Genomic DNA, 25,639 nt, shown 5'->3' on the forward strand with positions numbered 1-25,639 from the left:
GCGATGACCGACAACCTCACCCCGGCACAACGCGCTATCGGTGGCTTCTCACCCAAGCTCGTCGATCTGACCGACAACGTCCTCTTCGGAGATGTCTGGGAGCGACGCGACCTGTCGCCTCGCGACCGCAGCCTCATCACCGTAGCGACGCTCATCGCCAACGGCTCCATCGAACAGCTCGTCGGTCACCTCCGCATCGCGCAGCAGAACGGACTCACTCAGGCGGAACTCACCGAGGTCATCGTCCACCTGGCCTTCTACGCCGGCTGGCCTCGCGCGATGAGCGCCGTCACCGTCGCCAAACGGGTTTTCGCCGAACGTCAGGACACGGAACAGGAGAATCAGTCATGACCGATCTCACCCTCAACAACGGCGTCGCCCTGCCGGCCATCGGGCTCGGCGTCTTCCAGAGCGCCCCGGAAGAGACCGCTGCGGCCGTCGCCGAAGCGCTGCGGATCGGCTACCGCCACATCGACACGGCGGCGGCGTACCGCAACGAGCGTGAGGTCGGCGAGGGCCTTCGCCGCTCCGGAGTCGACCGCGCCGATGTCTTTCTCGAAACCAAGGTCTGGGTGTCGGACTACGGGTACGACGAGACGCTGCATGCGTTTGAGAAGTCAACCGGCAAGCTCGGCGTGGACACGCTCGACCTGCTGATCCTGCACCAGCCCGTGCCGACCCGTTTCGAGAAGACCATCGCGGCGTACAAGGCCCTGGAAGCCCTGCTCGCCGATGGCCGCGTGCGCGCCATCGGCGTGAGCAACTTCATGCCGCACCATCTCGAGCGACTCCTGCAGGACACGGACGTCATCCCCGCGGTGAACCAGGTGGAGCTGCATCCCTACTTCACTCAGCAGGACGTGCAGAAGGCGGATGCCGCGCACGGCATCCTCACCCAGGCGTGGTCGCCCATCGGTGGCATCACGTTCTACCCCGGCTGGGGCGATGGCAAGCGCAGCGTGCTGGATGACCCGACCATCGCCGAGCTCGCACAGACGCACGGGAAGAGCCCGGCACAGGTCATGCTCCGCTGGGGCGTCCAGCAGGGCCGCTCCGTGATCCCGAAGTCCACCAACCCGACGCGCATTGCCGAGAACTTCGACGTGTTCGACTTCGAGCTCTCCACCGATGAGCTCGCCCGGATCGACGCTCTCGACACCGGCGTGCGCGGCGGTCCGGACCCTGACCAGCCCCGCGACGCGTTCTTCGATGTCGTCATCGACGAAGCCTGACCCCGCAACCCGCGAAAAGAAGGAAACCATCATGGACTACCGCGCTCTCGGCCGCACCGGCGTGAAGGTGAGCCCGCTCTGCCTGGGCACGATGATGTTCGGCCCCTGGGGCAACCAGGACGTCGACGACAGCATCCGCATCATCCACACCGCACTCGACGCGGGCATCAACTTCGTCGACACCGCCGACGTGTACTCCGCTGGGGTCTCGGAAGAGATCACGGGCAAGGCCCTCGCCGGACGACGCGACGACGTCTTCCTCGCGACGAAGTTCTTCATGCCCATGGACGACGACCTCAACCACCGTGGCGGATCGCGTCGATGGATAATCCGAGAGGTGGAGAACTCGCTCCGTCGTCTCGACACCGACTACATCGACCTCTACCAAGTGCACCGCCCCAGTCCCGACACCGACATCGAAGAGACGCTCGGCGCGCTCTCGGACCTCGTGCACCAGGGCAAGGTGCGCTACATCGGCTCGTCGTCGTTCTCCGGATCCCAGATCGTCGAGGCCCAGTGGGCCGCCCGAGACCGGCACCTCGAACGGTTCGTCACCGAGCAGCCGCCCTACTCCATCCTCGTCCGCGGCATCGAGGAAGACGTGCTGCCCACGACGCAGCGGCACGGCATGGGGACACTCACGTACAGCCCACTCTCGGGAGGATGGCTGTCGGGAAAGTGGAGGAAGGATGCCGCAGCCGCTCCGACCTCGTCGGCGCGCCCGTCCGCGCGGTTCGATATGTCCTCCCCCGCCAATCAGCGCAAGCTCGACATCGTCGAGGAGCTCGCCCTCCTCGCAGAAGCCAATGACATGACACTCATCGAGATGTCCATTGCGTTCGCCATCGCCCACCCCGGCGTCACCTCCGCCATCGTCGGTCCGCGCACGATGGAGCAGCTCGAGTCGTACCTTCCCGCCGCGGACATCACCCTCTCGACCGAGATCCTCGACCGAATCGACGAGCTCGTCGCCCCCGGCGTCACCGTCAACCCGGACGACAACAGCTACGGGGCGCACGAGCTCACCCCGACCGCTCGCCGGCGGGCGGATGGCTGAACGGCGCCTAGCAGCTGCGGCGATGCTGCTCGCAGCGTCAGGAGCGAGCGTCGCTGGATGCGCCGCGGCCGAACAACCGACACCCGCCGCAACCGCGACGCAGACACCCACGCCAGGGCAGACCGCACCGGCAACCTCATACGCTGACGGCGTCTACGGCGCGGTCGGGTGGTACGGATCTCAGCCGTCCCACCATGACGTCACCCTCGGCATCGAAGACGGCATCGTCGTCTCCGTCGACATCACCACTCCTGCGAAGAACCCCACATCGCTGCAGTACCAGCAGCGCTTCGCGGAGGCGCTTCCCGACGCCGTCATCGGACAGCCCCTGAGCACCGTGAGTGTCGACCGTCTGGCCGGCTCGAGCGGATGCTCGGAAGGGTTCATGGCGGCACTCGCCGACATCAGAGAACAAGCCAGCAACGAAGGAAACCAGTCATGACCGAGTCACTCACCATCCTGTTCGTCGGAGGGACCGGCAGCATCGGGCGCCTCGCCGCAGCCCGAGCAGCCGCTGCGGGTCACCATGTCCGCGTTCTCACGCGTCGCAGCAACGCGAACGTTCCGGCTGGTGCTGTCGCTGTCACCGGCGACCTCACCGATGCCTCCACCTTGACCGCAGCCGTGGCCGACATCGACGCGGTGGTGTTCACCCACGGGGCCGCATACCAAAGCCCCCTCGTTCGGGACGTGGACTACGGCGGAGTCCTCAACATCCTCATGGCCATCGGGAAGCGCCGCGTCCGGATCGCGCTCATGACCGCCATCGGCGTCACCAACCGCGCCGGCGGCTACCACGACTGGAAGCGTCGCTCCGAGCGCCTCGTGCGGGCCAGCGGCCACCCGTACACCATCGTCCGTCCGTCCTGGTTCGACTACAACTCGCCCAGCCAGCACGAACTGCACTTTCTCCAAGGCGACACCCGCTGGGCCGGCAGCCCCGCGGACGGGGTCATCTCCCGGGCTCAGCTCGCCGAGGTCCTCGTCGCATCGCTGACCTCGCCGGCCGCTACGGGAAAGACCTTCGAGCTGGTGGCCGAGGAGGGACCCGCTCAGATCGATCTCGAGCCTCTGTTCGCAGCGCTCAGCCCCGACGATGGGATCAACGGCGCCAGTGATGCCGCGAACATGCCGCTGGACGAGGAGCCGCGCGACGTGCGCGAGGACTTGCAGATCGCTGCTGACCTCGCGTAGCCCGCGTCGACGCAGTGTGCACCGCGCGCGCTACGCGGCGCTCGTGACAACGCGCCACGGCGTTGTCACGAGCCGGTCGCGGACGAGATCCGGACGCGCGAGCAGTGTGGCGTGGAGCCGATATTGCGCGACGAACGCGTCGACGTCATCTGTCCGGAGCTGCGTGATGGCGTCGACGAAGTTACGTCGAACGAGCGCCCCGACGTTCGGCAGGCACTGGTCCGTTAGGACCTTCTCCAGCTCTCGCAGTTGGGCGTAGTACCGATGCTTTGTCGCCTTGTGCTTCTTCGCCGCCCCGCCCCGGTCCGGGCGCAGTCCCAGCGCCGTCGGATTGACCTCCCGAAGATTCAGACCGAGGCGCGCCACTGAGTCGGCGTGCTCCGAACGGTCTTCTTCGTCTCCTCAAGCGCAGCCGCGATGGCGCTGACGTCGATGTTCGCCGAGAGATCCTGCAGCGGGATGGCGATGCCCTGAACGGCTGCGATTGAACGCGGCCGGATCGCCAGCGACAATGACCCGATAGCTTCGTGGGCGTTGCGATACCGCACTGCCGAGAGCTTCCGGAGGTCGAGTTCGTAAACGCTGATATCAGCGGCGTCTTCGTGGTTCTCGTAACGGAACTCGGAGTTGACGAGAGTTGAGTCGAGACGCAGAGCGACCCGGTAGAGGTAGAACTTGGAGGTCCCGTCGTCCTGGTCATCCACGCGTCGGAGCATGTTCTCGATAGCGGCTTCGTAGGTACCAACGTGGAGAGCCTTCGATGTCTGTGAGGCGATGAGGCTCTCGCGAGTAGGCTCAAACGGTCGGTCCGTCCAGCTGAGGTCGCGGGCGAACTGCTCCGCATACTCCTGCGACGGACAGTCAGGCTGGAGGCTCGTGTGGCACCAGGCGAAGGCCTTGCGAGCGCCGCTCGCCGATCTCCCGCACGAGCATTCCGTGCCCGTGAAAGATCTGCGTCTCAGAATCATCGATGGCGAGACGACGCGTAGCGCGCCGCCCTCTTTATGCTTCGGCCGGAAGCAGAAAGGGGCGTCGGCAGCGATTTCCGACGCCCCTCACCTCTCGTATGAAGGTCTACTGCTGCTGCGCCTCAGTCGGGGGAACCGGCGCAGATCACGGCGGACACGAGAGCCTCAATAGCCGCTTGGGGCATCTGCCCCTGGCTCAGCGCGACTAGTTGCTGCAGCGGCACTCCTCGGAGTTGCGTGAGGTTCTCAGCAGACGTTCCGGTCTTTGCGAGGAACCCTCGAAGAACTTCGCCGCCGACCGGGTCGTCGAGCCAGTCGCCAATGCTCGTTTCTGCCGTCAGTTCTGCCGGAGCCTTGGCTTCGGGAGTGCTGAACGTAATCTCCTGGGGGTGCCGCTGTGGGTCTTCTGCCACTCCAGCAGGGAAGGGACGAAAGCCCTCAACTCGCCACACCCATCCATCAGGAAGGCTCGCCTCTTCCTGGGCTAGAAGCGCCACAGCAAGGAGGAGGCCTCCGTTCCCGGGCAGGTACAGAGGGAGAACTCCGCGCATCTGCGGATTGTGCCCTACCGCGGTGTACTGATTTTTCTCCTCGTTTCGGAGCAGCGCGTCGATAGCGCGGGCGGTGTCACCGAGGCGCGTCGCGGTCATCGTCATTGCTGGGAAGTCCCATCCCCACGCAGTGGGCCATTCCCAGTTCCCCCACACATCATCGAAGGTGGTGCGCATGAGGGCAGGGTCAATAATGGGCGTACCGGGGACCACTCCGTAAGCCATGAGCAGCGACGGGTGGTCGTCGCGACGAAGAGGTTCGCTCGTTGCAACCGCCGTGTACTTGCCATCGGCAACTCCGGGACTGGCAAGGCCATCTTGCACGCGCTGCCACTCAGTGTTCCTTGGAAGTCCCGCACGCTCCCGCCACGCTTGCGCAACGTCAAGCCCCCACCACCAGTACGCAAGCTCGAAAGTCGGATCGACGGTGGTACGCGCATCGTAAAACTCTTGCGCCGGCATTATGGGCGGGCCCAGGTGGAATGTTCCCGCCTTCTCATTCGCGAACGCCGCCATGAACTCAGCCGTGGCATCCACCAACTCACCGTAAACGGCTACCAATCGAGTTCGCTCCGACACATCACTGGCCTGCCAGACCAGCTCAAGCATGTGCAGAATATGGGGTTGCTGCCACACGAGCAGAGCGCCGATATCGCTAGGGCTCTCACGACCATCCGGCGCCGTTTGCTTCGGCCAGCGGGCGCCCGGGTACCCCTGCATGGCGGCCGTCTGGCGTGCTTGACCAAGAATGCTGAGGTACCAGCGAAGGCTTCGCTCGAGCAGTTCCGGCCGACCCCACACTGCGAAGTGGGCGGCATGCCATAGATGCATCTCCAGGTGGAACTTGCCCTGCCAACTGTTGGTGACGAGCCCCGTCTCCTGCGGAGGAAGGTGACCTGAGCCATGCACACGGGTGAGGTATTGCGACAGAACAATCCGGCGTTCTAGCTCGTGCGCTCGGGAGTCAGCACTTCCCGAGAGATCGACCATTGCGCCGGTCGTCCAGTACTGCTCCCAATCGGACGCAGCGGCTTGTTCGAGTTCATCGAAACTACGCGTTGGTTGAGTGCTTGGAAGTGCTGAGAACCGAACCACCGCATCGATCTCGTCGCCGTCCGCGAGAAGGACAAACACGTGGGGCTCGGCCGTCGCCTCCAACGTTGCCCCGCTGAGCGATGTCTCCACGACGTACTCGAAGTCATCGAGCTTTCGCCGGATTCGGCCGGATTCGTCCAACTCGGACTGGTGTTTGTTGACGGCGTGCCAGTCGTCCGTCTTGAAGAAGCCGTCACTCGCGTACGGGAAGCGGATCACGACCCGAGCTCGTCCATCTCGCAGAAGCGGCGAAACGACCCGGAACGCGAGTGTTGATTCGTCGGGCGCTGCAAGCGTGCGCACTCGCACCTCCTCTCCAGAAAAGCGGAAGGAACTGTCCACCACCCCCGTCCACAGGTCAAGAGTCTGTTCCGTGTCCGACAGAACGGAGGGGTCCGTTGCGGGAGACGCCGACGCCGAGCTTCTGAGTTCGAAGCCGATTCGTCCGAGGTCGACGCGCTGAGGGTTAGCGTTCAGCCACGCGCCGGCTTGGAACTCCTTTGGGATGGTGCCGCTCATCGCGCTCATCATGTCGTGCTTGTCGGCGTACCTGACCGGCCCACGTTCCGTTTCGTACGTAGTTGTGGCGTCGTCGAGCGTGTATCCCTCAGGGTTCGGCATCTCGTGCCAACCCCAGTTACTCATCGTCGCCGTATTGACGGCGACGGCGCCGACACCCATCGCGCGCTCCGGATCATGGAAGTTCGCGAACGTCTGCAAGCCGGTGATGTCTGACGTGAACCCGAAGTCACCGTTTCCCACGGTGAGTACATGCTGCGGGTCTGGTGAGGTGAGACGAATCCGATGGCGAGCGACGACGGCGGCGCGGTCAATGGACGAGGACATCACGTCTCCCTAGGAGGCAGTTAGAGAAACTGCAAGACATGTCGGTAACACGTGTTACCGACATGTCCATCTGACCACGCATGTGCACCCGTGTCAATATCCCGGTTGAGAGGCCCGGCAGGCGAAACGCTGCAAAGTTGGCGTGAATCACGCCCGCATCACCACAAGGTAGGGGTAGGTCCCTCCCAGGCCTCATAAACGAGTGCGGCGCTCCACGACCCGTTCGGTCGCTCGGAGCTGAACCTTCTAATACCGCAAGCTCTGCCGACGACGCGCGCTCACTCAGAAGACTCTCTAGAGTCGGGTGGTCTGAGCCCGCACGCACTGACCCAACGGTATCCAGACCGAGTATCGACGCGACGGTCAACGTTCTCGATCCAAGTCCGGGCTACGCACTAGGGCTTCTCAAGCACGATGGTGTTGAAGGAATGCGGAGCGAGTGTTGGGCTGACCATCCGCTCACCCAGGCTGACGTTGATCGTCATGTCTTCGACGGTGTCGTTTTCGATGACGAGGACGATGCTTCCGTCCGGGTTCAGGAAAACGAGTTGATTGTCGTACCCAGCGAGGCTCCAGGTGTGAATCACTCGCGCGCCAGGGATCACGAACCTGCTGACGTGCTTCAGAACCTGGTAGTCAAGCGTGTATTTGTACGTACCCGCCTCGGCATCCACCGTGATGAGGGAGTTTTGCGTCCATCCCCACCGACTTAGACCGCCGTCGAGCAGAGAGACGTTCCAGTACATGTAGGCGTTCGCACCGTTATCGAAGAAGTGCTTCATCAGCGACCAGGCATGTCGGGCCTGACGCCAGTCGTTGGATCCGTCGCCGCATTCCTGCTCCGTCTGGTACAACCGCAGCGCCGGGTAGCGGGTGTGCAGCGCAGCCACAGCACGTCTGCCTTCCCACTGAACCCCGACCCCGGCCAGAGACGCCGCCGCAACGGGGTCACCGAGGACAGCGCTGACAAGCCCTTCGTCGCCGCGCTCGAGGGTTCCGAGGAAGACTTCAACTCCGCGGGAACTCATTGTGGGAATGAGGTGGCTGAGGAACCGCGCGAGTCCCTCGGGGGTCCAAGTGCAACTGGGGAACACTTGAGGCGAGTTGAACTCGTTCTGGGGCATCACCATGCTGATCGTTATCCCGAGTTCCCGATAGGCATCGATGAACCGACCAAAGTAGTCGGCGTAGGCGCGCAGGTAGGGTTCCTCCAGACGGAACATGTCCGTACCTTCATGCCCGATCTGATCCTCACTCAGCCCATTCGGAGCGGCATTCATGAATGGGTGGGGTTGAGCACCAGCGTAATGGTGGTTCGTTTTCATCCACGTGGGCGGGCTCCACGGGGATGCCCACAAACGGAGCTCAGGGTGGTGCTTCTGTGCGGCGCGAATGAAGGGGACGAGCGTCTCAAGATCGTTGCTAATACTGAACTGGTCCAGCGCAAAGTCGCCGTCGATCTCATCGTATGAGTACCAGTCGCGTGAGAAGTCGTTCGCTCCGATAGGCATGCGGCAGAGGTTGAGACTGGCGCCAACGCGTGGTGCGAACAGCTCCCGAAAGATCTCTTCTCGCTGCGCGTCGTTGAGTTTGCCGAGAGATGTCCACCCGAGTTCATTAAAGCTCGCACCAAACCCTTCGACTACCTGTTTCGGGTCATCCATCTTCGCGATTACATCAGGCATCGCGACCATCCCCGTCACGGGAAGCGACTGCTCCTGCCATGCGCCTCCTGGTGTCGTGGCGAACCATTGGGCGGTGGCGCCTCGCGGTGCGCGTTCGCCGGCAGGAGAAGAGGGAGCGGTCACGTCGAGTTCAGTCATTGTATTGATCCTCAAAATTGCGATGTTGGCCGGATGTGTTATTAGTCGAAAACAACGACAACCCTGTCGGCTGCGCGCGGGGTCGCCGCAGTGATTAGCGCGGTCTGCACGTCTTCGAAAGTAAACGTGTCACTGATGATCACCTGGTACTTGTCCCAGTTGGTGATGATGTCGTCGGTGACTTCGAAGATCTCCTTCGGATATCCCATGGCCATCACGAGTCACCCCGTTCGACCGAGAGAACCGTGCCGAGGTCGGCCGTGGAGCATCCCCCGATCCAGATGTCGAATACGGTGACGTCCTGGACATAGGCCCGGGTGGCGGCGTTCCAGTATCGGAGTTCGTCGGGGAGGATTTTGAACTGAACGGTCGACGTGGCTCCTCCGTCAAGGGTGAGTCGTTCGAAATCCTTGAGCTCGCGGACTGGGCGGCTGGCGGATCCGTGTCGCTGGTGGATATACAACTGCACCACTTCGTCTGCGGTCCGGTCCGACGTGTTCGTGACGTCCACGGAGACGACACATTCCTCTCCGACTTCGATGACCTTCCGGTCGAGTGTCAGGTTCGAGTAGGTGAACTCAGCGTACGAGAGGCCGTGCCCGAAGGGATAGAGGGGCGTGCTGGGCTCGGTTATGTAGCGCTCCCCCTGATCCTGAGGAGCGAAAGTACGATTGTGGGCGTAAATCATCGGCACTTGTCCGACGTGACGGGGCCATGTGAAGGGAAGTCGTCCGGCAGGCGAGACATCGCCAAAGAGCGTAGCGGCGACTGCATCACCGCCTCGCGTGCCGGGATACCACGCCTGAAGGATAGCGGGGACGTGCTGGTCCGCCCACTGCAGATCCAACGGCCTTCCGCTCATGACTACGGCAACCACGGGAGTGCCTGTAGCGACGATGCGCTGCAGTTGCTCGAGCTGCCGTCCGGGAAGGTCGAGGGTCGGGACGGATGCCTTCTCGCCGCTCTGGTTCTGCCGCTGCCCGATGACGACAATGGCCACATCCGCGGCAGCAGCCAGGGCGACAGCGCGGTCGATCTCGATGTCGTCGTCGTAGCCCTCCGGTGTGGTTTCGACGGTGGCATCCATCCTGTCGAACGGGGATGGGTACAGCCGCTCGGTGATTGCTGCGCCGGGCGCGTGGTCAACGCGCAGCTGATCGCCGGCTCGGGCGCGAATCCCCTCCAAGATGGTGACGGTTTCGGCGGTGTCATGGTCAAACACCCATGGGCCGAGCGTGTCTCGCTGGCTGGCGGCGAGTTGCCCGATGACCGCGACGGCGGAGAGGGAGTCCGTGTGCAGCGGCAGTGCGGAGTTTTCATTCTTGAGGAGAACGAAGGAGGCCTCGGCGGCTTCCTGGGCGAGATCGCGTCTCGCCGGGGAGTTGAGCTCTGCTACGGCGGCGGCGGCATCGACGTAGGGGTTCTCGAACAGGCCAAGTCGGAACTTGGCAGTCAGCACGCGTCGCACTGCTCGGTCGATGACGGGCAGGGGCACCAGGTCGGCGTTCACTGCGTCCGGGAGCGTGTCGAAGGCGGGGTCGAACATGACCATCTCCATGTCGAGTCCGGCTTCGACGGCACGTGTCGCTGCGTCGGTGAGGTCTTTCGCGAAGTGCTGAGTTTCCATGGACCGGACGGCGTTCGCGTCGGAGACGACGAAGCCGTCAAAACCGAGTTCGTCGCGGAGGAGCTCCGTGAGAAGCCAGGAGTTGCCGGACGCCGGGATGCCGTTGAGGTCCATGTAGGCGCTCATGATGCTCAGAGCTCCAGCCTCGACAGCGGCGCGGAACGGAGGTAGATGAACGTTCCACAGTTCCGAGTCGGAAATCTCCGCGTCGTCGTAGTCGCGTCCTCCTCGGGAAGCACCATAGCCGAGGAAGTGTTTGGGTCCGGAGATCACACAAGTTCTGCTGAGGTCTCCTTGAAAACCGCGCACTTGCGCGGCCGCCAGGGCCGCGCCGAGAACAGGGTCTTCGCCCGCGCCTTCGACCATGCGCCCCCATCGAGCATCGCGAGCGATGTCAATCATCGGCGCGAACGTCCAGTTGATTCCGACCGCGCGAGCTTCACGCGCAGCAGCCGCCTGTACGGCCTCCGCGGTGCCGAGCGACCAGGAGGCGGCGAGGGCAATCGGGACGGGGAAAATGGTGCGCAGCCCGTGCACGATGTCGTACCCGACAAGCAGGGGTATCTCGTGCGGGCTTTCCTCGACCGCAATGCGCTGCAGGTGGTTGATGGTCGCAGGGTCCTTCGCGAACAGGACGGCGCCGGCGGTTCCGGACTTGATGGCCGCCTCGACCATTCGTGGCTGCTGCAGGAACGCGCGCTGCTCTTCGGGGACTGTGGTGAAGTCGAAGTCGGCGGGGAGGTTCATCGCTACGCCCATGTAGAAGTACTGGGTGAGTTGCCCCGCCTTCTCTTCGAGCGTGAGGCGACCAAGCAGATCTTCCACGCGGTCACGAATGGGTCGCGTGCTGTCCCGGTACAAGCGGTCAGTCATCAGTATTCCTCTATTGCTGTAGTGCCAGGAGAGACCGTCAGAGGACGGAGTGGACGCGAGTGACTATCAGGACGGCCACCGCCTAGGACTTCAATGGCAGAAGCGGGAGCTGGTTGCAAAGGCGGGGTGCCGATCACCCGTCAGGCAATGACAACCACCCTCGCCCGTGCCACGTTGGGTACCCGCGCATGAGGGTCGGTTGCGTCCCCCGCGGACTGGGCGGCGACTCGAGCGGAGAGGAAGTAGGTACCGGGATCGGAGAAGGCTTGCACGCGTTCTACGGTGACCTGATTCTCCGCTGGCACGGGAACAGCAGTATCAGGGTTACCGGATCCTGTCAGATCGACATCCACGGAAGCGATGACGCCAGTTCCGGGGGCCACGGCGGTGATGGTGACGACGGCAGACTCCCCCGCTCGTACCACCGCGCTCGGGGATCCGTTGACACAGATCGATACGACCGGCTGTACGCCACCGCGCTCCTCCGCAGTGTCAGGCTGCGTGACCTGCCCGTCGACGACCTGGTAGGTCGAGGTGGGCGCCGGCTCCACGCCGGCTTCGACCCATGCCGCGAGCTGTCGCAACGCAGCTTCGAGAGCCCCGACGTAGGTGACTGTGCGGTCGGGAAACTCCTGCGGGTCATCATCGCCATGAACGGCGTTGTCAACGAACCACAGGCGAAACCGGTCATTCGCCTGTTCACCGAGGTGTTCCTCGACCCGTGAGCGATACCAGTCGGCCTGCCAAGGGAATGCTTCGCGGTCCAGGAGACAGGCGACGGCGATCATCTTTCCACTGATCTGGCCAGTGGGGACGGTGCCTGCCGCGCCGACAGTGAACATGGGGCCGAGCAGCATGCCCCGCTGCGGGTACACCGGTTCACCGTCATCGTCGCGGAACTGGTCCCACACGGCGTACTCCGGGCCAGGAACCTGGTGGCGGTGATAAGTCTGCGCCGCGAGGAAGGTGGAGTTGTCGAGGGTGATCTCGTCTCCGACGGCCAGAAGTTCTGCAGCTTCGTCTTGCCCAGGTTCGAGAGTCAGTACATCGTGTTCGACGCCAGACAATCGCAGAACCGACCCCGCGCCAGCTCCTGATTTCACGATCAATTGCGCGCCAAGCACCCATCCCTCGGGAATGCTTGAGAGCCGGATGCCCGAGGCAATCCCACTGTCGGACGCGACGTGCAAGAAGGACTCGTCAACGCCCCCGGAGACGAGTTTCTCACCAACGGTCGAGGCGCCTGTGATCAGCTCCGCAATAGTGCTGTCCAGCCGGACACGGTCACGGTGCGCGGAGGAGGTGGGGTCGGCTCCGAGATACCCCTTGACCGCCCAGAAGTCGTCAGCGTAGTTCGGGTCAGCAGCCATCATCCCGGGGTAGAGGACGCTGAACGCGTGCATGCCCATTGTCTTGAAGCCGAACCAGGACCGCGGCGGGAATCCCATTCGAGTGACTTCCTCCAACGCCTCTGCCTCCTCGGGAGTCAGGTGTAGAGACGCGGGATCGCCGCCGACATCGTAAGCATCGACGATTGCGGGAAACTTGTCTCGAAGAATCCTTTGAGCATGCATCCGCACGCTGAAGACGTTCGGAATCGACATCGGACTCCCAGGAACATAAGGCACGAATCCGTCCCAGACACCGTTGGTGTTCTCAGAAGAACCGATGGTGCGATAAGCGCCGCCACTGCCTCCGTACAGATAGCCGTAGGGGCGATGCGCTCCGTAGATCGCTGCCGCTACATGGCGAGAGAAACGGGCAGAGGCCGCGCTAGCGCGATAGGCGCCGATGCTCGGGTCCATCCCCGAGAACGGGTTCGCGGCGTCGGGGCCCCCGCCGTTGGTCTCGATGAAGTAGGCGCCGCTGTCCGTGGCGAACACGATCTTGTTGTATTCGCCATCGGAGGTCGGGGCGAGGTTCTCGCTCTGCGGCACCGGGGTGACATGTTGGAAGAACCGACCTTCGTACCGATCCGCCTCAGGGAAGTAGAAGGAGAAGCGGGTGTCAGTTCCGCGGAATCCGCCATGCACGTGGCGGTGGCCAACCGGAGTCTCGCGCCACTCGTCGACGTCCACGTATGGTTCCGTGAAGTACGGATCGGTCAGATCCAAGGTCCACGGCGAATCAACGAGTGTGCTTGCAGTGGAGGGTACGGGGGCGTTCATGCCTGAACTCGCTCTCGATTGGTGACGGAGGTCGGGTCGTGGGTGACTCGGAAGGTGTGGTGGCCCGCAGGTAGGGTGCGATCCGCGCGGTTGGGAAGGCGCACCACCCCGGTCGCGCCAGCAGGGATCTCGGTTTCGATGACTAGTTCGGAGTCCTCGAGTTGCCAGTTCACGGACGCATTGCCGTGGGGCGTGTCGAGTGAGGCTCGTGCCCACGTCAGTTCGCCTCCGGGCTGCGGGGAGATCAGAATCTGGGAGTACCCGGGCTCAAGGGCCGAGAGACCGCCGATGACCTGATGCATCCAGGTGGCGACCGCACCAAAGGCATAGTGGTTGAAGCTCGTCATCTCCCCGGGGTTGATGGTCCCGTCGGGGAGCATCGAGTCCCAGCGTTCCCACACGGTTGTCGCTCCCATGGTCACGGGGTAAAGCCAGGAGGGGCAGCCGGTCTGGAGCAGCAGTCGGTACGCCGTGTCCAGGTGTCCCGTAGCCGTAAGCGCCGCGTTGATGAAGGGGGTGCCGGCGAATCCGGTCGTGATCGTGTAGCCGCTCTCGGCCACAAGCTCTGCCAACCGGTCCCCTGCAGTGCTACTGGCGGCCTTGTCGAGGAGGCCGAAACAGATCGCGAGCGAGTAGACCGCGGCAGCGTCGCTCTTGATAATTCCGTCCGCAACGTAATGGGTGTTGAAGGCGTCCCTGATTTGGTCGGCAAGGAGACGAAACTCACGAGAATCGACGGGGTTATCGAGAAGCTCTGCGCTCCGTGCGGCGATGTCTGCAGACCGGTAGACGCATGCGGTCGCCACCACGAAGGGGTCCGCTTTGCCCTGGAAGGGAGCGTCGGCGGGCGCCGTCGGATCGAGCCAATCTCCGAGCTGGATGCCCGCTTCGAGGAGCCCTCGTTCAGACAGCGCGGAACGGATCCGGCGTGCGTACGCAGCCATTGACTCGTACTGCTGCTCGAGCACCGCGATGTCGCCATATGCCTGCCAAAGCCCCCACGGTACCCAGCAGGCGGCGTCGTTCCAGAGCGCGATGAGTTGGATATCCGCGTCCGTGCCAGGGATCAGTCCGGTGACCGCTTCGTACTTGATGTTGTCGGGGACCACGACTGGGATGTTCCCGTCCGCATGGGTCTGCTCGGCCGCGAGGTCCAGGAGCCAGTCCCGGAGGAATGAGTCGACGTCGTACAGGTATGTCGCAGTGTCGATGAACGCCGAGAGGTCTCCGGTCCAGCCCAGGCGTTCGTCGCGCTGGGGGCAGTCCGTCGGGACGTCGACGAAGTTGCCACGCATGCCCCAGACGATGTTGGAGTGCAGTTGGTTGAGCAGCGGATTGGAGCATTCGAATGTTCCAGTACGTCGCAGATCAGAACCGATGACTTGCGCAGTGATCGCGGCGCGGAGGTCATCGTGGGATCCCGTCCATCCGTCGACCTGGACGTACCGAAACCCATGGAAGGTCAGCGTGGGCTCGAACACATCGTCCAGCCCAGAGAGGATGAACCGGTCGGTGGCTTTGGCGAGTCTAAGTGGACGGGTGCCGAGTTCGTCATGTTCGAGCACCTCGGCGTGCTTGAGCACGATCTCTTGCCCGGACTCACCAGTGATGCTTAGTCGCACCCAGCCGACGAGATTTTGGCCGAAATCAACGAGTGTCGCCCCAGACGGGGACGTCCAGAGCTTGAGGGGCTTGATGCTCTCTTGCCGGCGGATGGGAGGGCCAACATAGGGGGTGAGGCGGCCGAGATCAAACGGCACTTCGCGTACGGCACCCCAGTCACACAGGTCTGCGCCCGCCATCATCCAGGCGTCATCACGCAGACGCGCATCGATTGTTTCGCCGTGGTACAGGTCGTCGGCGAGCACGGCGCTAGATCCAGCACGCCAGCTCGTGTCGGTAGCGACGACCTGTACGTGCCCGTCGCTGAATCGGATTTGCAGCTCGCCGAGTGCTGCTCGCTCGGTGCCGTACAGGGCTTTCCCCCCAGCGAAACCCAGATGTCCCGTGTGCCAGCCGTTGCCTACGAGCAGACCGATCACGTTCTCGGGTTCGAGAAGCGCGGTAACGTCCCACTCGGCGAATCGCAGCCGCCACTCGTAGCTGGACCATCCTGGCGTGAGCAGATCCGGCGATACGGCTTCGCCGTTAATGCTGGCTTCCACCACTCCCAGCGCCGTCGCACGAAGGACTGCCTCGACCACTTCTCCGTGCCCTTGATCGACGGTGAACTCGCCCCGCAGGTAGGGGGCGGTTCCAGTGTCGGCGGCGGCGGTGATCATCCTGGCTGTGAAGTGATGCGTCACGTTTGTTCTCCTTGAAGGGGCACGGCGGGCGTCGGACGGCGGCTTGAGGCGGAGCTACTTGCCTGCAGGAGGGGCCCTGCGGAGTCGCGCGGTCAGGTCGCGCGACTCCGTCAGGCTCAGCGAACGCCCTTGAGGGGGATCAGCGCAACGGCAGCGAGGATGACCAAGACTGCGGCGGCAATCCAAACTCCGAAATAGCCACCGGTTGCGGCAACGACGACACCGGCGAGTATCGGTCCCAACGCCTGCCCCAAGTTCGATCCGAGGGCCGCGACTCCGAGGTCACGCCCTGCCGCGTTGTGGTCTGGAAGCACGTCGATGAAGAGCGCCTGGTCAACGGGCAGGTAGGTTCCGAACGCGATGCCTGAGACGACCGCCTGGATGAAAAGTGCGGGGAGCGTCGGGGAGATCACCGGAATGAACATCGAGGCGGCCATCAGCACGGAGGCGAAGATCACGAAGGAGCGGCGCTTCTTGAGCTTGTCGGACAGCTTCCCGGCCACGAAGAGGGCGATGACGATGAAAGGTATACCCACCAGGCCGAGAAGAGGGGCCAGTTGCGTCGCTTCTGCCTGGCTAAGCGCGGGGCGGATGTAGCTCTGCAGCATGTACAGAGCCAGCGCTGTGGACACGGTGTAGCCGAAGGTCAGTAGGATACGTGCCACCCAGACCCAACGGTAGTTCTTGGATCGCAGGGCGATGGTGAAGCCGAGCATGAACTCCTTCCAGTTCAACTTCTCGACTTTCAGGTCCTTCGACGACCCGTCGCGAGCGAAGAGGACGAACATCACTCCTGCGAAGGCGACGAACGCGGCGACGGCGAAGTACAGGTCGAGTCCGAGCAACGCGAAGAACGATCCAGCGAGAACACCGCCCATGACGCCACCAAAGAAGTTGCCGAACCCGCCGAGGGCAGAGGCCATACCGCGGCGGTCCTCCGGCATGCGGTCTGCAACCGTCGCAGTGAGCGGTCCGAGTCCGGCGTTGATCAGCGCCTGGGCGAGCATGAACACAATCGCGAGGACAAGGATCGACGGCGCGAATCGCAGCCCGGCGAGCATCACCGCACCGGCCAGAGTGCCGAACAGGATGTACGGGGCACGGCGACCGAAGCGCGTGCGAGTGCGGTCGGAAGCAACGCCGACCAGCGGCTGGATCAGCATGGTCAAGACGACCCCAATGGACGTGATGACTGCGAGAGACTGCGCACGAGCGGCGTTGAATCCGCTCAACAGCTCGAGTTGCCGGGCCTGCTCGGGCGTCGCCGTCACACTACCCAGGTCGATCTGCTGCTGGAGAAGCGCGAGCTGCTGGAGGTCGAGGCCAGCATCGGCACCAGTGAAGAAATTGCCAAACTCGAGGAGTTGCACCTGGTTCGGAAGGAGGATTCCCAGGACGGCGCCCCACACCGCGGTGATTGCAAGGGTGAGAATCGTGTACCAGGTCAGGTACCTGCGAGACAGTTTGCCTCTCACCAGGATCGGCGACGTCCCTGGTTGCGCGGGATCCAGGACGACGTTCTTCGGCTTCGGGCCGGGCTCAACTGCTGTGTTGTTACTCATGCGGGTATCCCCATCGTCAGTGATGTCTCGCTGCCATCGGAACGGCCATGTCCTCACGGATCGGCGGCGATTGAATCCAGCATGACATGCGGTATTCAAGCACGCAAGAGCAAAGCCGCATATTATGCGGTTATGGCATCACGAGGTCCGTACGCGAAGGGCGTCGCAAAGCGCGCCGAGATCCTTGACACTGCACTCACAGTGATCGCTCAGAACGGATACAGCGGAGCAACCGTGAAACAGCTGGCCGACGCAGTCGGGCTGTCCCAGAACGGACTGCTCCACTACTTCGAATCGAAGGACAACCTGTTTGTAGAGATCCTCCGCCATCATGAGGAATCGGTCGCCGTGCAGATTGATGCAGAGCATGCGGACTTCGCCGTCGGATTTCGTGAGCGGATCCTCAACGCTCTGATCGGCAGTTTGGAGGCCGCCGGCATCAGCCAGCTCATGCTAAGCGTTTCGGCGGCCGGGAGCGAGGTTGAGCATGTCGCTCACGACTTCATCGCCAACCGCTACGTCGAGTTTCGGCGAGTCGCCGCGACAGCGATCCGTGAGCTGCAATCCCGCGGAGAGTTCCCGGCGCACGGTGACCCAGACGCAGCAGCCGCGATCATCGCCGCAGCGTTCGACGGATTGCAGTCTCAGTGGCTCTACGACCATTCCTTCGATGTATGCCAGCGCATGAGCTACCTTCTGAGCAGCTTGGGCCTAGACGAGTCGGAGAGTCAGCCGGCAGCCCTCGGTCCGTTCGAAGCGGCTGAGTCAAAGATCTAGCGTTCTGTGCAGCAGTCGGGCCTGGGGGATCTGAACTTCCACGGCGTTGTACGGGTACGCGTCCAAGCCGTAGTAGCCGCCTTTTCGCTCAAGCACGCAATTGGACCCTGCTACTGACTTGTCACTCAACGTGTATGCGCCGGATCCGACACTGACGAGCTTCGAGCTCTCATCAGTCAGCACGCTCGGGGTCCCACCTGCTACTCAGCTGAACAGGGGAACTAGCGCCGCATCTGGCTTGGACAGCTTGAGAGTCACCGTGGACGGGTCTGGCGCCTCAACGGACGCGATGGCGGACAACGAAGCAGCCGTTGACGGTCCCTGACGAGCGGCTTCGAGCGATTCAGCAACTGCCTGCGCGTTCAGCACGTCTCCGCTTGTGAACTCCTGGCCTTCGCGAATCTGCAGAGTCACTTACGGGAGGGCGTCCTTGTACTCCCACTGCTCAGCGATTCCGCCGGTGAGCTGGCCATCGACTTCACGGTGGAAGAGCGTGGCACAGACTGAGAGGAGGAGTGTCGCGTCTCCGCCGGACCATGCGCCAATAGAGGACATCGACGGCGGCGCGTTGAGTGCAAGCCGGGACGTGTGTGAGTGCAAGCCGGGACGTGTGGTCGTCTCCGGAGGTTGTGTGGGACTCACCCCCTCGGCTTCCGCCGCAGCCGGATAGGACGAGAGCGGCGACCGCGACTCCCCCCCCCACACAACTTTCATGCGCAATGTAATAGACACTCTTGGACTCCTTCGTCGGGCAGTGTGCTGATGGTCCCGTCCATCAGCAAGTAGCAGCGAAGGGTGAGTGATACTAACGCGGGTCACAGTGCTAGGAACACGTGTTACCGTACCTCGAATGAGTTGTGAACACGCACAACATTTCGGTCATCGTGACACGTGTCAGTGCGTGTCATGATGGCCAGATGACCGCAGCACCACATTTCGGGCGGCCGGCCACGAGCGCTGACGTCGCGCAACGCGCAGGCGTTTCGCGGTCGACGGTCAGCAACATCCTGAACGGCAATGACGAGCGCTTCCCGGAACGGACCAGGAAGCGGGTTCTCGAAGCCGCTCGAGAACTCGAATACCAGCCCTCCGTGGCCGGGCGGTCTCTTGTCAGCGGCCGCGGAGACACCATTGTGGTTCTCGTTGCGAACGCTGGCTTTGCTGCGCACTTCCAGGACGCGGTCGAACGAGTCGCGCGGAACACGCGGCAGATCGGGCGGAACGTCGTCATTCGCCTCGCGGGCGAGAACCCACGCGCGACGTCTGAGGCCATCGCGGTCCTTCGCCCGCTCGCGGTCGTCGACTTCGGCGTCTTGAGCCTCGAAGAACGAACATGGCTCGAGGCACGGGGCACTCTTATCGTCCCGTCCCTCACCGAGGCGAAGTCGCACTCGGCTCGCGATGGCGGAATTACTGAGCTTCAGGCCTCCGCATTGCTCGATCACGACCCGAAGCGTCTTTGGTTCGCGGTCCCCCTCAACTACCAGCGCGACCCGTATGTGCCTAGCCGTCACCAAGCGCTGAAAGAGGTTAGCCAGACCGCTGGCCTCGGCGGGGCAGAACTCGTTGCACTCGACTTGACGCTCGACAGCGGAAAGCACGCACTGGGGACGATACTCCAGCAGGCCACACCTGCTGGAGTAGCCTGCTACAACGATGACGTCGCCCTCACCCTGCTCGCGGCAGCACGGGACATGAATGTGACGGTGCCACAGACACTCGCCGTGGTGGGCGTCGACAACTCCCCCGTTGGGCAGATGTGGTCGCCGCGGCTCACCACCGTCGATACGGACCTTATCGGGATGGTTGACGATATTGCTGAAGAGCTCCGGGACCTTCTCGGCGGTAGTGAACTGGTCGACCGTTCGGCGCGCACAGGCTTCACGCTCGTACGAGGCGAATCAGCCTGAGGCTTCTCGGCACGCCTCAGGCTGACGCTCAATTGGCGTGCAAGAGCACCTCAGCTGGCGTGACCCCGTCGGCCTCCGCGCGGAGGCTGAGCTCCCCTGGCCCCGTACGCCGAATAACCGCTAGCGCCTTTCCGTCGTAGGTCGTGTGATGGGCGTCCACGAAGGCTTCTTCTGTGGTGTGGAGTCCGCTGGCGAACCCTTGAAGCTCACCCGGTCCACTCAGGGAAAGCGCAACGAGCCTGTCAGCGGTCACCTGCACGACGCCCTGTTCATCCTCGAATTGCACCCAGACGAAACTGAGCTCTTTCGCCGAGTTAGCCACTTCAGGGCGCAGAGCTAGTACGATCTCTGGACTGCCAGAAGTCAGCGACGTGCGGCCGGTTTCGTTCCCTTGTGAATACGCGACTGCGATCAATTGACCGGGCTGATACTCGACCTCAAAATCAGCTCGGAACGCCCGGGAGGCGCCGACCTGCGCGCGCCCTACAGACTCGTCGTTGAGGATGAGCTCGATCTCCTCGGCGTCGCTGTACACCTCGACGCCCGTTGTCCGGCCCTCCGACCCTGCCCACGACCAGCTCGCGACGGTGTCGCTCCACGACCAGGGGGTAGCTGCGGCGATTTCCTGGCCGTGGCGATACGGGCGTTCAACGGCGATATATGGGGAGGTCCGGAGACCGAAGACGGTCTCGCGATAGAAGGAGACGGTGCGACGATCTCCGGTGATGTCGAGATCGCCAGTGAATGCCGTGAGGCCGGGGAAGTCGGTGGCAAAGCTGGATCGAAGCTCATCTGCGCCGGCTTCTTTGTAGCGCAGCACACCTGCTCCGGCCTCGCCGAGGTAGTCGAATCCGGTCCAAGTGAAGTCTCCGAGCACGTGTGAGTTCTCGAGGACCAACTGCCAATTCGCGTCGATATCTCCGGGCCAGGTCTCAGTGCCGACGATGACCCGATTCGGGAAAAGTTCGCGGTCCATCTCATACCGCGCGACCCCGTAGTTCATCCCGGCGACATCGAGTACAGCGAACGACTCCTCAGTCCGCTCAGTCACGGCCTGTGACGTCTGGATCCGGTTCATCATCGCCCCGATGGCGCCCATCATTCCATTGACGCCGCCCTGAGCAGCGGGGGCTTCATTACCCGAACTCTGCCGGCGCCCCTCAAGCACCATGTCGAGTACCGCGACGAAGCCATTGATGCCGTTGGTTATCAGGCGCGCGGAGTCAAGACCGCGGATCTTTTCGGCAAGCGTTCGACCCCATCTCGCGCCGAACCGGTCACCGGCCTCGGGGATCTCGTTCCCAATGGAGTAGAAGATCACGGAGGGATGGTTTCGGTCTTTTGCCACGAGGCGTTCGATGTCTCGCTCCCACCAGTTGGCGAAGTCGAAGCTGTAGTCGAAAGATGACTTTGCCTGTGTCCAGATGTCGAACATCTCATCCATCACAAGCATCCCGAGTTTGTCGCACGCGTCGAGAAGTGCGGTGCTCGCCGGATTGTGGGCGCTGCGGATTGCATTGAATCCCGCGTTCTTGAGAAGTCGAATCTTGCGTTCCTCGGCATCAGGGAACGCCGCCGAGCCGAGTGGGCCGTTGTCGTGATGGATGCACGCACCCCGTAGCTTCACGAGCTCGCCATTGATCCTCAACCCTCGCACGTGGTCTACCTGAATCGTTCGAATGCCGAAGATCGCCTCAGTCACATCGCTGTGGTCGCCTGTCGACACGTCCACACGCGCACGGTACAGCGCGGGCGCATCCACGCTCCACCGCTTCGGGCGGGGCACGACAAGCACCTGCCTCCAAGCTTCCTGACCTTGAGGGAGGACCGTCACCGGCACCACTCCGGTCGCCACGTCTTCGCCTGTCGGGGAGGTGACTGTGACCTCGGCCCGGCTGGTCACGGTCGTCGAACTCAGATTCGTGACGGCCGCGGAGACCTCGATGGTCGCCCATTCATCGTCGACATCCACGGTAGTGACGGTGAGGCTATCGACAGCGCAGTGGATCGGATCCTTCGAGATGAGATGAACCTCTCGGTAAATGCCCGCACCCGTGTACCACCGTGAGTCCAGGTGTGTTCGGCAATCAACCCGGATCTCGTTGTCAGCGCCGAATTTCACGTACGGGTCGATGCGAACCACGAATCGCGAATATCCGAACGCGTCCTGGCCGACCAGAGCACCGTTGACGTAGACATTGGCCTGGCGGTGCACGCCGTCGAACTCAAGCGCTAGCAATCGTCCGCGCTCGGACTCGGAAACGAAGAGGGTGCGTCGATACTCGAACGCCCCACCGTGGAAGTACCCGGTTGTCTCCCCTCGAGGGGCATCCGCTGAACGCGACGTATGAAGGACCGCGTCATGGGGCAGCATGACCTCGCTCCACTCGGAGTCCGCCGCACCACCGATCTCTTGAAAGGCCGTCGCTTTCGCTCGGTAGCTCCATCCGTCATTGAATTTGGTGCGCATCAGGCATCTGTTCCAGCTCGGTCGCTCAACATCGAGTGCCCCTCCTTCAGTATCACGTGTTACTGAGCCTATGTTCGAGCGCTAACCTGTGTCAACAATCGGCGCACCGAGTCGCCTTGCAGAGCGTGGAGCATCGCCGCCTGCACAAGAAGCGCGTCGAGCTTGTTTCCTGAGGGCACGACGAACGAGGGGGGTGGGGTTGCAGTCCCATCCCCCTCGCTCGCGTTACCCGCCGTTCGACTGACGCGTGCCCTCCCCTAGCGCGTCGAACGAATAGATGTATCCGCCGGCGGATCCGCTGACGGTGATGTAGCCTTCGGTGCTGCCGGGACGAATAGCCACGTTTGTGGCAGACTCCAGATTCTCACCAGGAACCTCGATGATCTGGATGAGCTTCCCGTCGTTGCTGTAGACATTGATCTGCGCGAGCCCATGGAACGCTTGATAGATGTTGCCGTCGGAATCCACCGCGGTCGAGTCGACGCGGGCGCGACCCGCGTCGACGTAGATGCCGGGGTACGCCTCTTTAACGGCAGTTCGGTCTTCATTCAGCGCGTAGTAGTCGAGCCTGTTGGCGTTGTACTGCGCCACCCACAGCCCGTCGCCCTGCTCGTCGAACGAGATTCCGTTGGGGGATGGCAGATCGCGGGCAAGAACAGAAGCAACACCGTCGCTGTCGATGCGGATGACTCGTCCGGGCGCCTGCCATCCGGGATCCTGCATGCCTCGCGTGTCTGTGACGAACATCGAACCGTCGCCATCGAACGCGAGGTCATCAGGAAGCACTACGCTCCCTTCCACCTCGCCCGTGAACACGGTCTGCGGGTCGCTCCCGTCGGCTTCGAGGGAGAGCACAGAACCCGAGGCGATGTCTGTGAGGTAGAGCCTGTCGTCGTGGCCGAATTGAGCCGAAGTGAAGGCACTAGCGCCGTCAGTGAACACTTCCGCAACGTTCCTGGATTCCAGATCTAGAGCGAGCACTTTCGCTTCGCCCGCCGGCGCCATGACGTCAACGAAGTACAGTCGACCGTCTCCGCCGAAGGTCGGCCCTTCGAGCAAAGTTCCGCCAGTGGCCTCATGCACGCTTGTCGCTTTCACCACTTCTTTCGCTGTCTGCACCGCGGAGTCGTCGGAGGCTGCCACTGATGCCGTGTCAGGTGCCGCCGAGCACCCCGTGAGGGCGAGTAGTCCGACGACGGCCACCGCAGCCGACGCGCGCGTTCGTAGGCTCAAGCGTTCGCTCCGCTCAGAACAGAATCGCGGGCTCGAAGGTCGTCGTCATCGCGCACCAACACGTCGCTCATGTCCCCCTCTCGCCACTCGCGCAAAATCTGGTGGAAGGCGACGGGACCGGGGGCGTAAGTGAACCCGGTAATTGCTTGAGTTCCTTCGGCGTTGTAGTAGCCCGGCGTGCACTCTGCCTGGAAGGCAGCGACATCGCGTGCGGTCTGCTGCACGGTGAGGACCCAATCTGCTTCCGCCTGTGCGGTCGGTTCGACGCGTGCCGCTCCAGTTGATGTTGCGCGCGTGATGATTGCGGCGATGTGCCGAGCCTGCTCCTGGAGGATGTGGACGAAGTTCACGCTGTTCGCGTTCTGGATAGCAGCAAGTTGGAAGAGGTTCGGGAATCCGTGGGTGAAGAACCCGTGCAACGTCCGCGGACCCTTCGCCCATGCCTGGAGAAGTTGCGTCCCTCCCCGCCCATACACGGGGAGGGTACCGGATATGACTCCAGATACGCCGGCTTCAAAGCCTGTCGCCATGATGATGCAGTCGACCTCGTAAGCATCGTCTCCCACAAGGACTGCCGTCTCCGTCATCCCGGTGATCCCGCGGAAATCGGCCGTGTCAACGAGAGTCACGTTGGGACGATTGAACGTCTCGAGGTAGGTGTCGCTGAAGCCTGGGCGTTTACACATGTACCGATACCAGGGCTTCAGCGCCTCGGCAGTTGCAGGGTCGGTTACTACTTCGTTGACTCGGTCACGGATGCGATTCATGGTCGCGGCGTCGTCTAGTTCGTCCCGAAGATCTCGTTCCGCATCCTCGAGAGAATCGTCCACCGCGCCAGAGATGATGTGTCGCTGCAGGGAGGGGGTCCGGGTCCAACCATCTGTGACGAGCATTTCATCGACGGGCTCCCCCGCGAGAACGTTCAAGAAGTTATCCATGCGACGTTGCTGCCATCCCGGCGCGAGCGAACTCACCCAATCTGGATCGGTCGGTCGGTTGTCGCGCACGTCCACCGTGGACGGGGTTCGCTGCAGAACAATGAGCTCCTTCGCGGCCTCAGCAAGCTGGGGGATGACCTGGAGGCCAGTGGCTCCCGTTCCGACCACAGCCACCCGTTTGTCTGCGAGGTTGGTCATCGGCTCGGCTGGTGATCCCCCGGTGTAGCCGTAGTCCCAACGACTGGTGTGGAACGTGTGCCCTTGGAAGCGGTCGATCCCAGGCACGCCGGGCAGCTTCGGTTGAGTCAATGTTCCGGACGATGTGATGACGTAGCGAGCACGGAACTCGTCGCCGCGGTCAGTGACGACATTCCATTCATTTTCGATCTCGTCCCAGGTGAGCGAAGTCGCCCGAGTCTGAAAGAGCGTGTCGCGGTAGAGGTCGTAGTGGTTGGCGATGCGCACGGCGTGCTGTCGGATCTCTTCGCCCGTCGCGTAGCGCTCGGTGGGCATGAATCCTGTTTCCTCAAGCAGCGGCATGTAAACATACGACTCGATGTCACAGCGCACTCCGGGATATCGGTTCCAGTACCAGGTGCCCCCCACGTCGCCGGCCTCATCCATCAGCCGGACAGATGCAACTCCAGATTCCCTCAGAAAAGCGCCTGTGAGCAATCCGCCGAATCCGGCCCCGATGATGAGCACTTCAACGCGATCTTGCTTGGGCGCACGATCCTCGCGGTCGGTGTAGGGGTCTGTGACGTAGTACTTGAACTCGCCGGCCGCGCGTCGATATTGCCTCGCGCCGTCTGGCCGGGTCCGGCGGTCGCGTTCATGCCGATAGTGCTCGCGAAGCAGTGCGAGCTCCTCGAGAGTGACGGTGTTGTTCGCGGGCTGGTTCATGCTCTCCTCCAAAGAGTGGTGGGTCGAGCTGACACAGGAAGTCACCGAGTAGCCCAACACGACACCGGATCGGATCATTCGAGAAAAGCGTAACCTCATGGAAACC

The 25,639-nt window shown here is 62.8% G+C and carries 20 protein-coding genes; 7 read left to right on the forward strand and 13 right to left on the reverse strand.

What is annotated here, in order from left to right; genetic code table 11:
• The first annotated feature begins 3 nt into the window (after positions 1-3).
• The 5 genes from ACIQTT_RS06720 to ACIQTT_RS06740 are packed head-to-tail and all read left to right on the forward strand — an operon-like array spanning position 4 to position 3,483.
• Positions 4-351, forward strand: coding sequence for a carboxymuconolactone decarboxylase family protein (locus ACIQTT_RS06720; protein ID WP_402787766.1), 348 nt, complete (start codon positions 4-6; stop codon positions 349-351).
• A complete protein-coding gene (locus ACIQTT_RS06725; RefSeq protein WP_402787769.1) occupies positions 348-1,232 on the forward strand; it encodes an aldo/keto reductase in 885 nt (294 codons plus the stop codon). The genes ACIQTT_RS06720 and ACIQTT_RS06725 overlap by 4 nt, the downstream gene beginning before the upstream one ends.
• A 31-nt stretch (positions 1,233-1,263) precedes the next feature.
• Entirely contained in the window at positions 1,264-2,289 is a 1,026-nt protein-coding gene (locus ACIQTT_RS06730) for an aldo/keto reductase (protein WP_402787772.1), read from the forward strand.
• A 22-nt stretch (positions 2,290-2,311) separates the two neighbouring features.
• Positions 2,312-2,731 (forward strand): hypothetical protein, encoded by a 420-nt coding sequence (locus ACIQTT_RS06735; RefSeq protein WP_402787775.1) that lies wholly within the window; start codon positions 2,312-2,314, stop codon positions 2,729-2,731.
• Positions 2,728-3,483, forward strand: a complete 756-nt coding sequence (locus ACIQTT_RS06740; protein ID WP_402787778.1) for an SDR family oxidoreductase — start codon at positions 2,728-2,730, stop codon at positions 3,481-3,483. Before ACIQTT_RS06735 ends, ACIQTT_RS06740 begins: the two co-directional genes overlap by 4 nt.
• Positions 3,484-3,513: 30 nt before the next feature.
• On the opposite strand, the gene ACIQTT_RS06745 is transcribed toward ACIQTT_RS06740, so the two are convergent.
• The 9 genes from ACIQTT_RS06745 to ACIQTT_RS06785 form a co-directional block, all read right to left on the reverse strand.
• Positions 3,514-3,849 carry a hypothetical protein gene (locus ACIQTT_RS06745; protein WP_402787780.1) on the reverse strand — a complete coding sequence of 112 codons (336 nt, stop codon included), beginning with the start codon at positions 3,847-3,849 and terminating at the stop codon, positions 3,514-3,516.
• Positions 3,831-4,187 carry a hypothetical protein gene (locus ACIQTT_RS06750; RefSeq protein WP_402787783.1) on the reverse strand — a complete coding sequence of 119 codons (357 nt, stop codon included), beginning with the start codon at positions 4,185-4,187 and terminating at the stop codon, positions 3,831-3,833. The genes ACIQTT_RS06745 and ACIQTT_RS06750 overlap by 19 nt, the downstream gene beginning before the upstream one ends.
• 386 nt (positions 4,188-4,573) lie before the next feature.
• Entirely contained in the window at positions 4,574-6,943 is a 2,370-nt protein-coding gene (locus ACIQTT_RS06755; protein WP_402787786.1) for a hypothetical protein, read from the reverse strand.
• A gap of 395 nt (positions 6,944-7,338) precedes the next feature.
• On the reverse strand, positions 7,339-8,766 hold the full coding sequence (locus ACIQTT_RS06760; protein WP_402787789.1) for a glycoside hydrolase family 30 beta sandwich domain-containing protein: 1,428 nt from the start codon (positions 8,764-8,766) through the stop codon (positions 7,339-7,341).
• 41 nt (positions 8,767-8,807) lie between these two features.
• Positions 8,808-8,981, reverse strand: a complete 174-nt coding sequence (locus ACIQTT_RS06765) for a hypothetical protein (RefSeq protein WP_402787792.1) — start codon at positions 8,979-8,981, stop codon at positions 8,808-8,810.
• Positions 8,981-11,266 carry a glycoside hydrolase family 3 N-terminal domain-containing protein gene (locus ACIQTT_RS06770; protein ID WP_402787795.1) on the reverse strand — a complete coding sequence of 762 codons (2,286 nt, stop codon included), beginning with the start codon at positions 11,264-11,266 and terminating at the stop codon, positions 8,981-8,983. Before ACIQTT_RS06770 ends, ACIQTT_RS06765 begins: the two co-directional genes overlap by 1 nt.
• Before the next feature lie 140 nt (positions 11,267-11,406).
• Positions 11,407-13,434, reverse strand: coding sequence for a hypothetical protein (locus ACIQTT_RS06775; RefSeq protein WP_402787798.1), 2,028 nt, complete (start codon positions 13,432-13,434; stop codon positions 11,407-11,409).
• Positions 13,431-15,740 (reverse strand): family 78 glycoside hydrolase catalytic domain, encoded by a 2,310-nt coding sequence (locus tag ACIQTT_RS06780; RefSeq protein WP_402787801.1) that lies wholly within the window; start codon positions 15,738-15,740, stop codon positions 13,431-13,433. The genes ACIQTT_RS06775 and ACIQTT_RS06780 overlap by 4 nt, the downstream gene beginning before the upstream one ends.
• 116 nt (positions 15,741-15,856) lie before the next feature.
• Positions 15,857-17,302, reverse strand: coding sequence for an MFS transporter (locus tag ACIQTT_RS06785; protein WP_402787804.1), 1,446 nt, complete (start codon positions 17,300-17,302; stop codon positions 15,857-15,859).
• A 132-nt stretch (positions 17,303-17,434) separates the two neighbouring features.
• Here ACIQTT_RS06785 and ACIQTT_RS06790 point away from each other — a divergent pair, with 132 nt between their 5' ends.
• Entirely contained in the window at positions 17,435-18,079 is a 645-nt protein-coding gene (locus ACIQTT_RS06790) for a TetR/AcrR family transcriptional regulator (RefSeq protein WP_402787807.1), read from the forward strand.
• A gap of 204 nt (positions 18,080-18,283) precedes the next feature.
• Here ACIQTT_RS06790 and ACIQTT_RS06795 read toward each other — a convergent pair whose 3' ends face one another.
• On the reverse strand, positions 18,284-18,493 hold the full coding sequence (locus ACIQTT_RS06795) for an ABC transporter substrate-binding protein (protein ID WP_402787810.1): 210 nt from the start codon (positions 18,491-18,493) through the stop codon (positions 18,284-18,286).
• A 503-nt stretch (positions 18,494-18,996) separates the two neighbouring features.
• Here ACIQTT_RS06795 and ACIQTT_RS06800 point away from each other — a divergent pair.
• Positions 18,997-19,989: a LacI family DNA-binding transcriptional regulator gene (locus tag ACIQTT_RS06800; protein ID WP_402787813.1), complete on the forward strand. Its 993-nt coding sequence runs from the start codon at positions 18,997-18,999 to the stop codon at positions 19,987-19,989.
• Between the two features lie 28 nt (positions 19,990-20,017).
• On the opposite strand, the gene ACIQTT_RS06805 is transcribed toward ACIQTT_RS06800, so the two are convergent.
• The 3 genes from ACIQTT_RS06805 to ACIQTT_RS06815 form a co-directional block, all read right to left on the reverse strand.
• Positions 20,018-22,459, reverse strand: a complete 2,442-nt coding sequence (locus ACIQTT_RS06805) for a glycoside hydrolase family 2 TIM barrel-domain containing protein (RefSeq protein ID WP_402787816.1) — start codon at positions 22,457-22,459, stop codon at positions 20,018-20,020.
• Between the two features lie 225 nt (positions 22,460-22,684).
• Positions 22,685-23,602, reverse strand: coding sequence for an SMP-30/gluconolactonase/LRE family protein (locus tag ACIQTT_RS06810; RefSeq protein ID WP_402787819.1), 918 nt, complete (start codon positions 23,600-23,602; stop codon positions 22,685-22,687).
• An 86-nt stretch (positions 23,603-23,688) separates the two neighbouring features.
• The gene (locus tag ACIQTT_RS06815; protein ID WP_402787822.1) at positions 23,689-25,533 is read right to left on the reverse strand and encodes a flavin-containing monooxygenase; all 1,845 of its coding nucleotides are present in this window, start codon (positions 25,531-25,533) and stop codon (positions 23,689-23,691) included.
• Positions 25,534-25,639: the final 106 nt, after the last annotated feature.

It is taken from the genome of Microbacterium sp. NPDC090225, assembly GCF_044772365.1.
Lineage (GTDB): Bacteria > Actinomycetota > Actinomycetes > Actinomycetales > Microbacteriaceae > Microbacterium.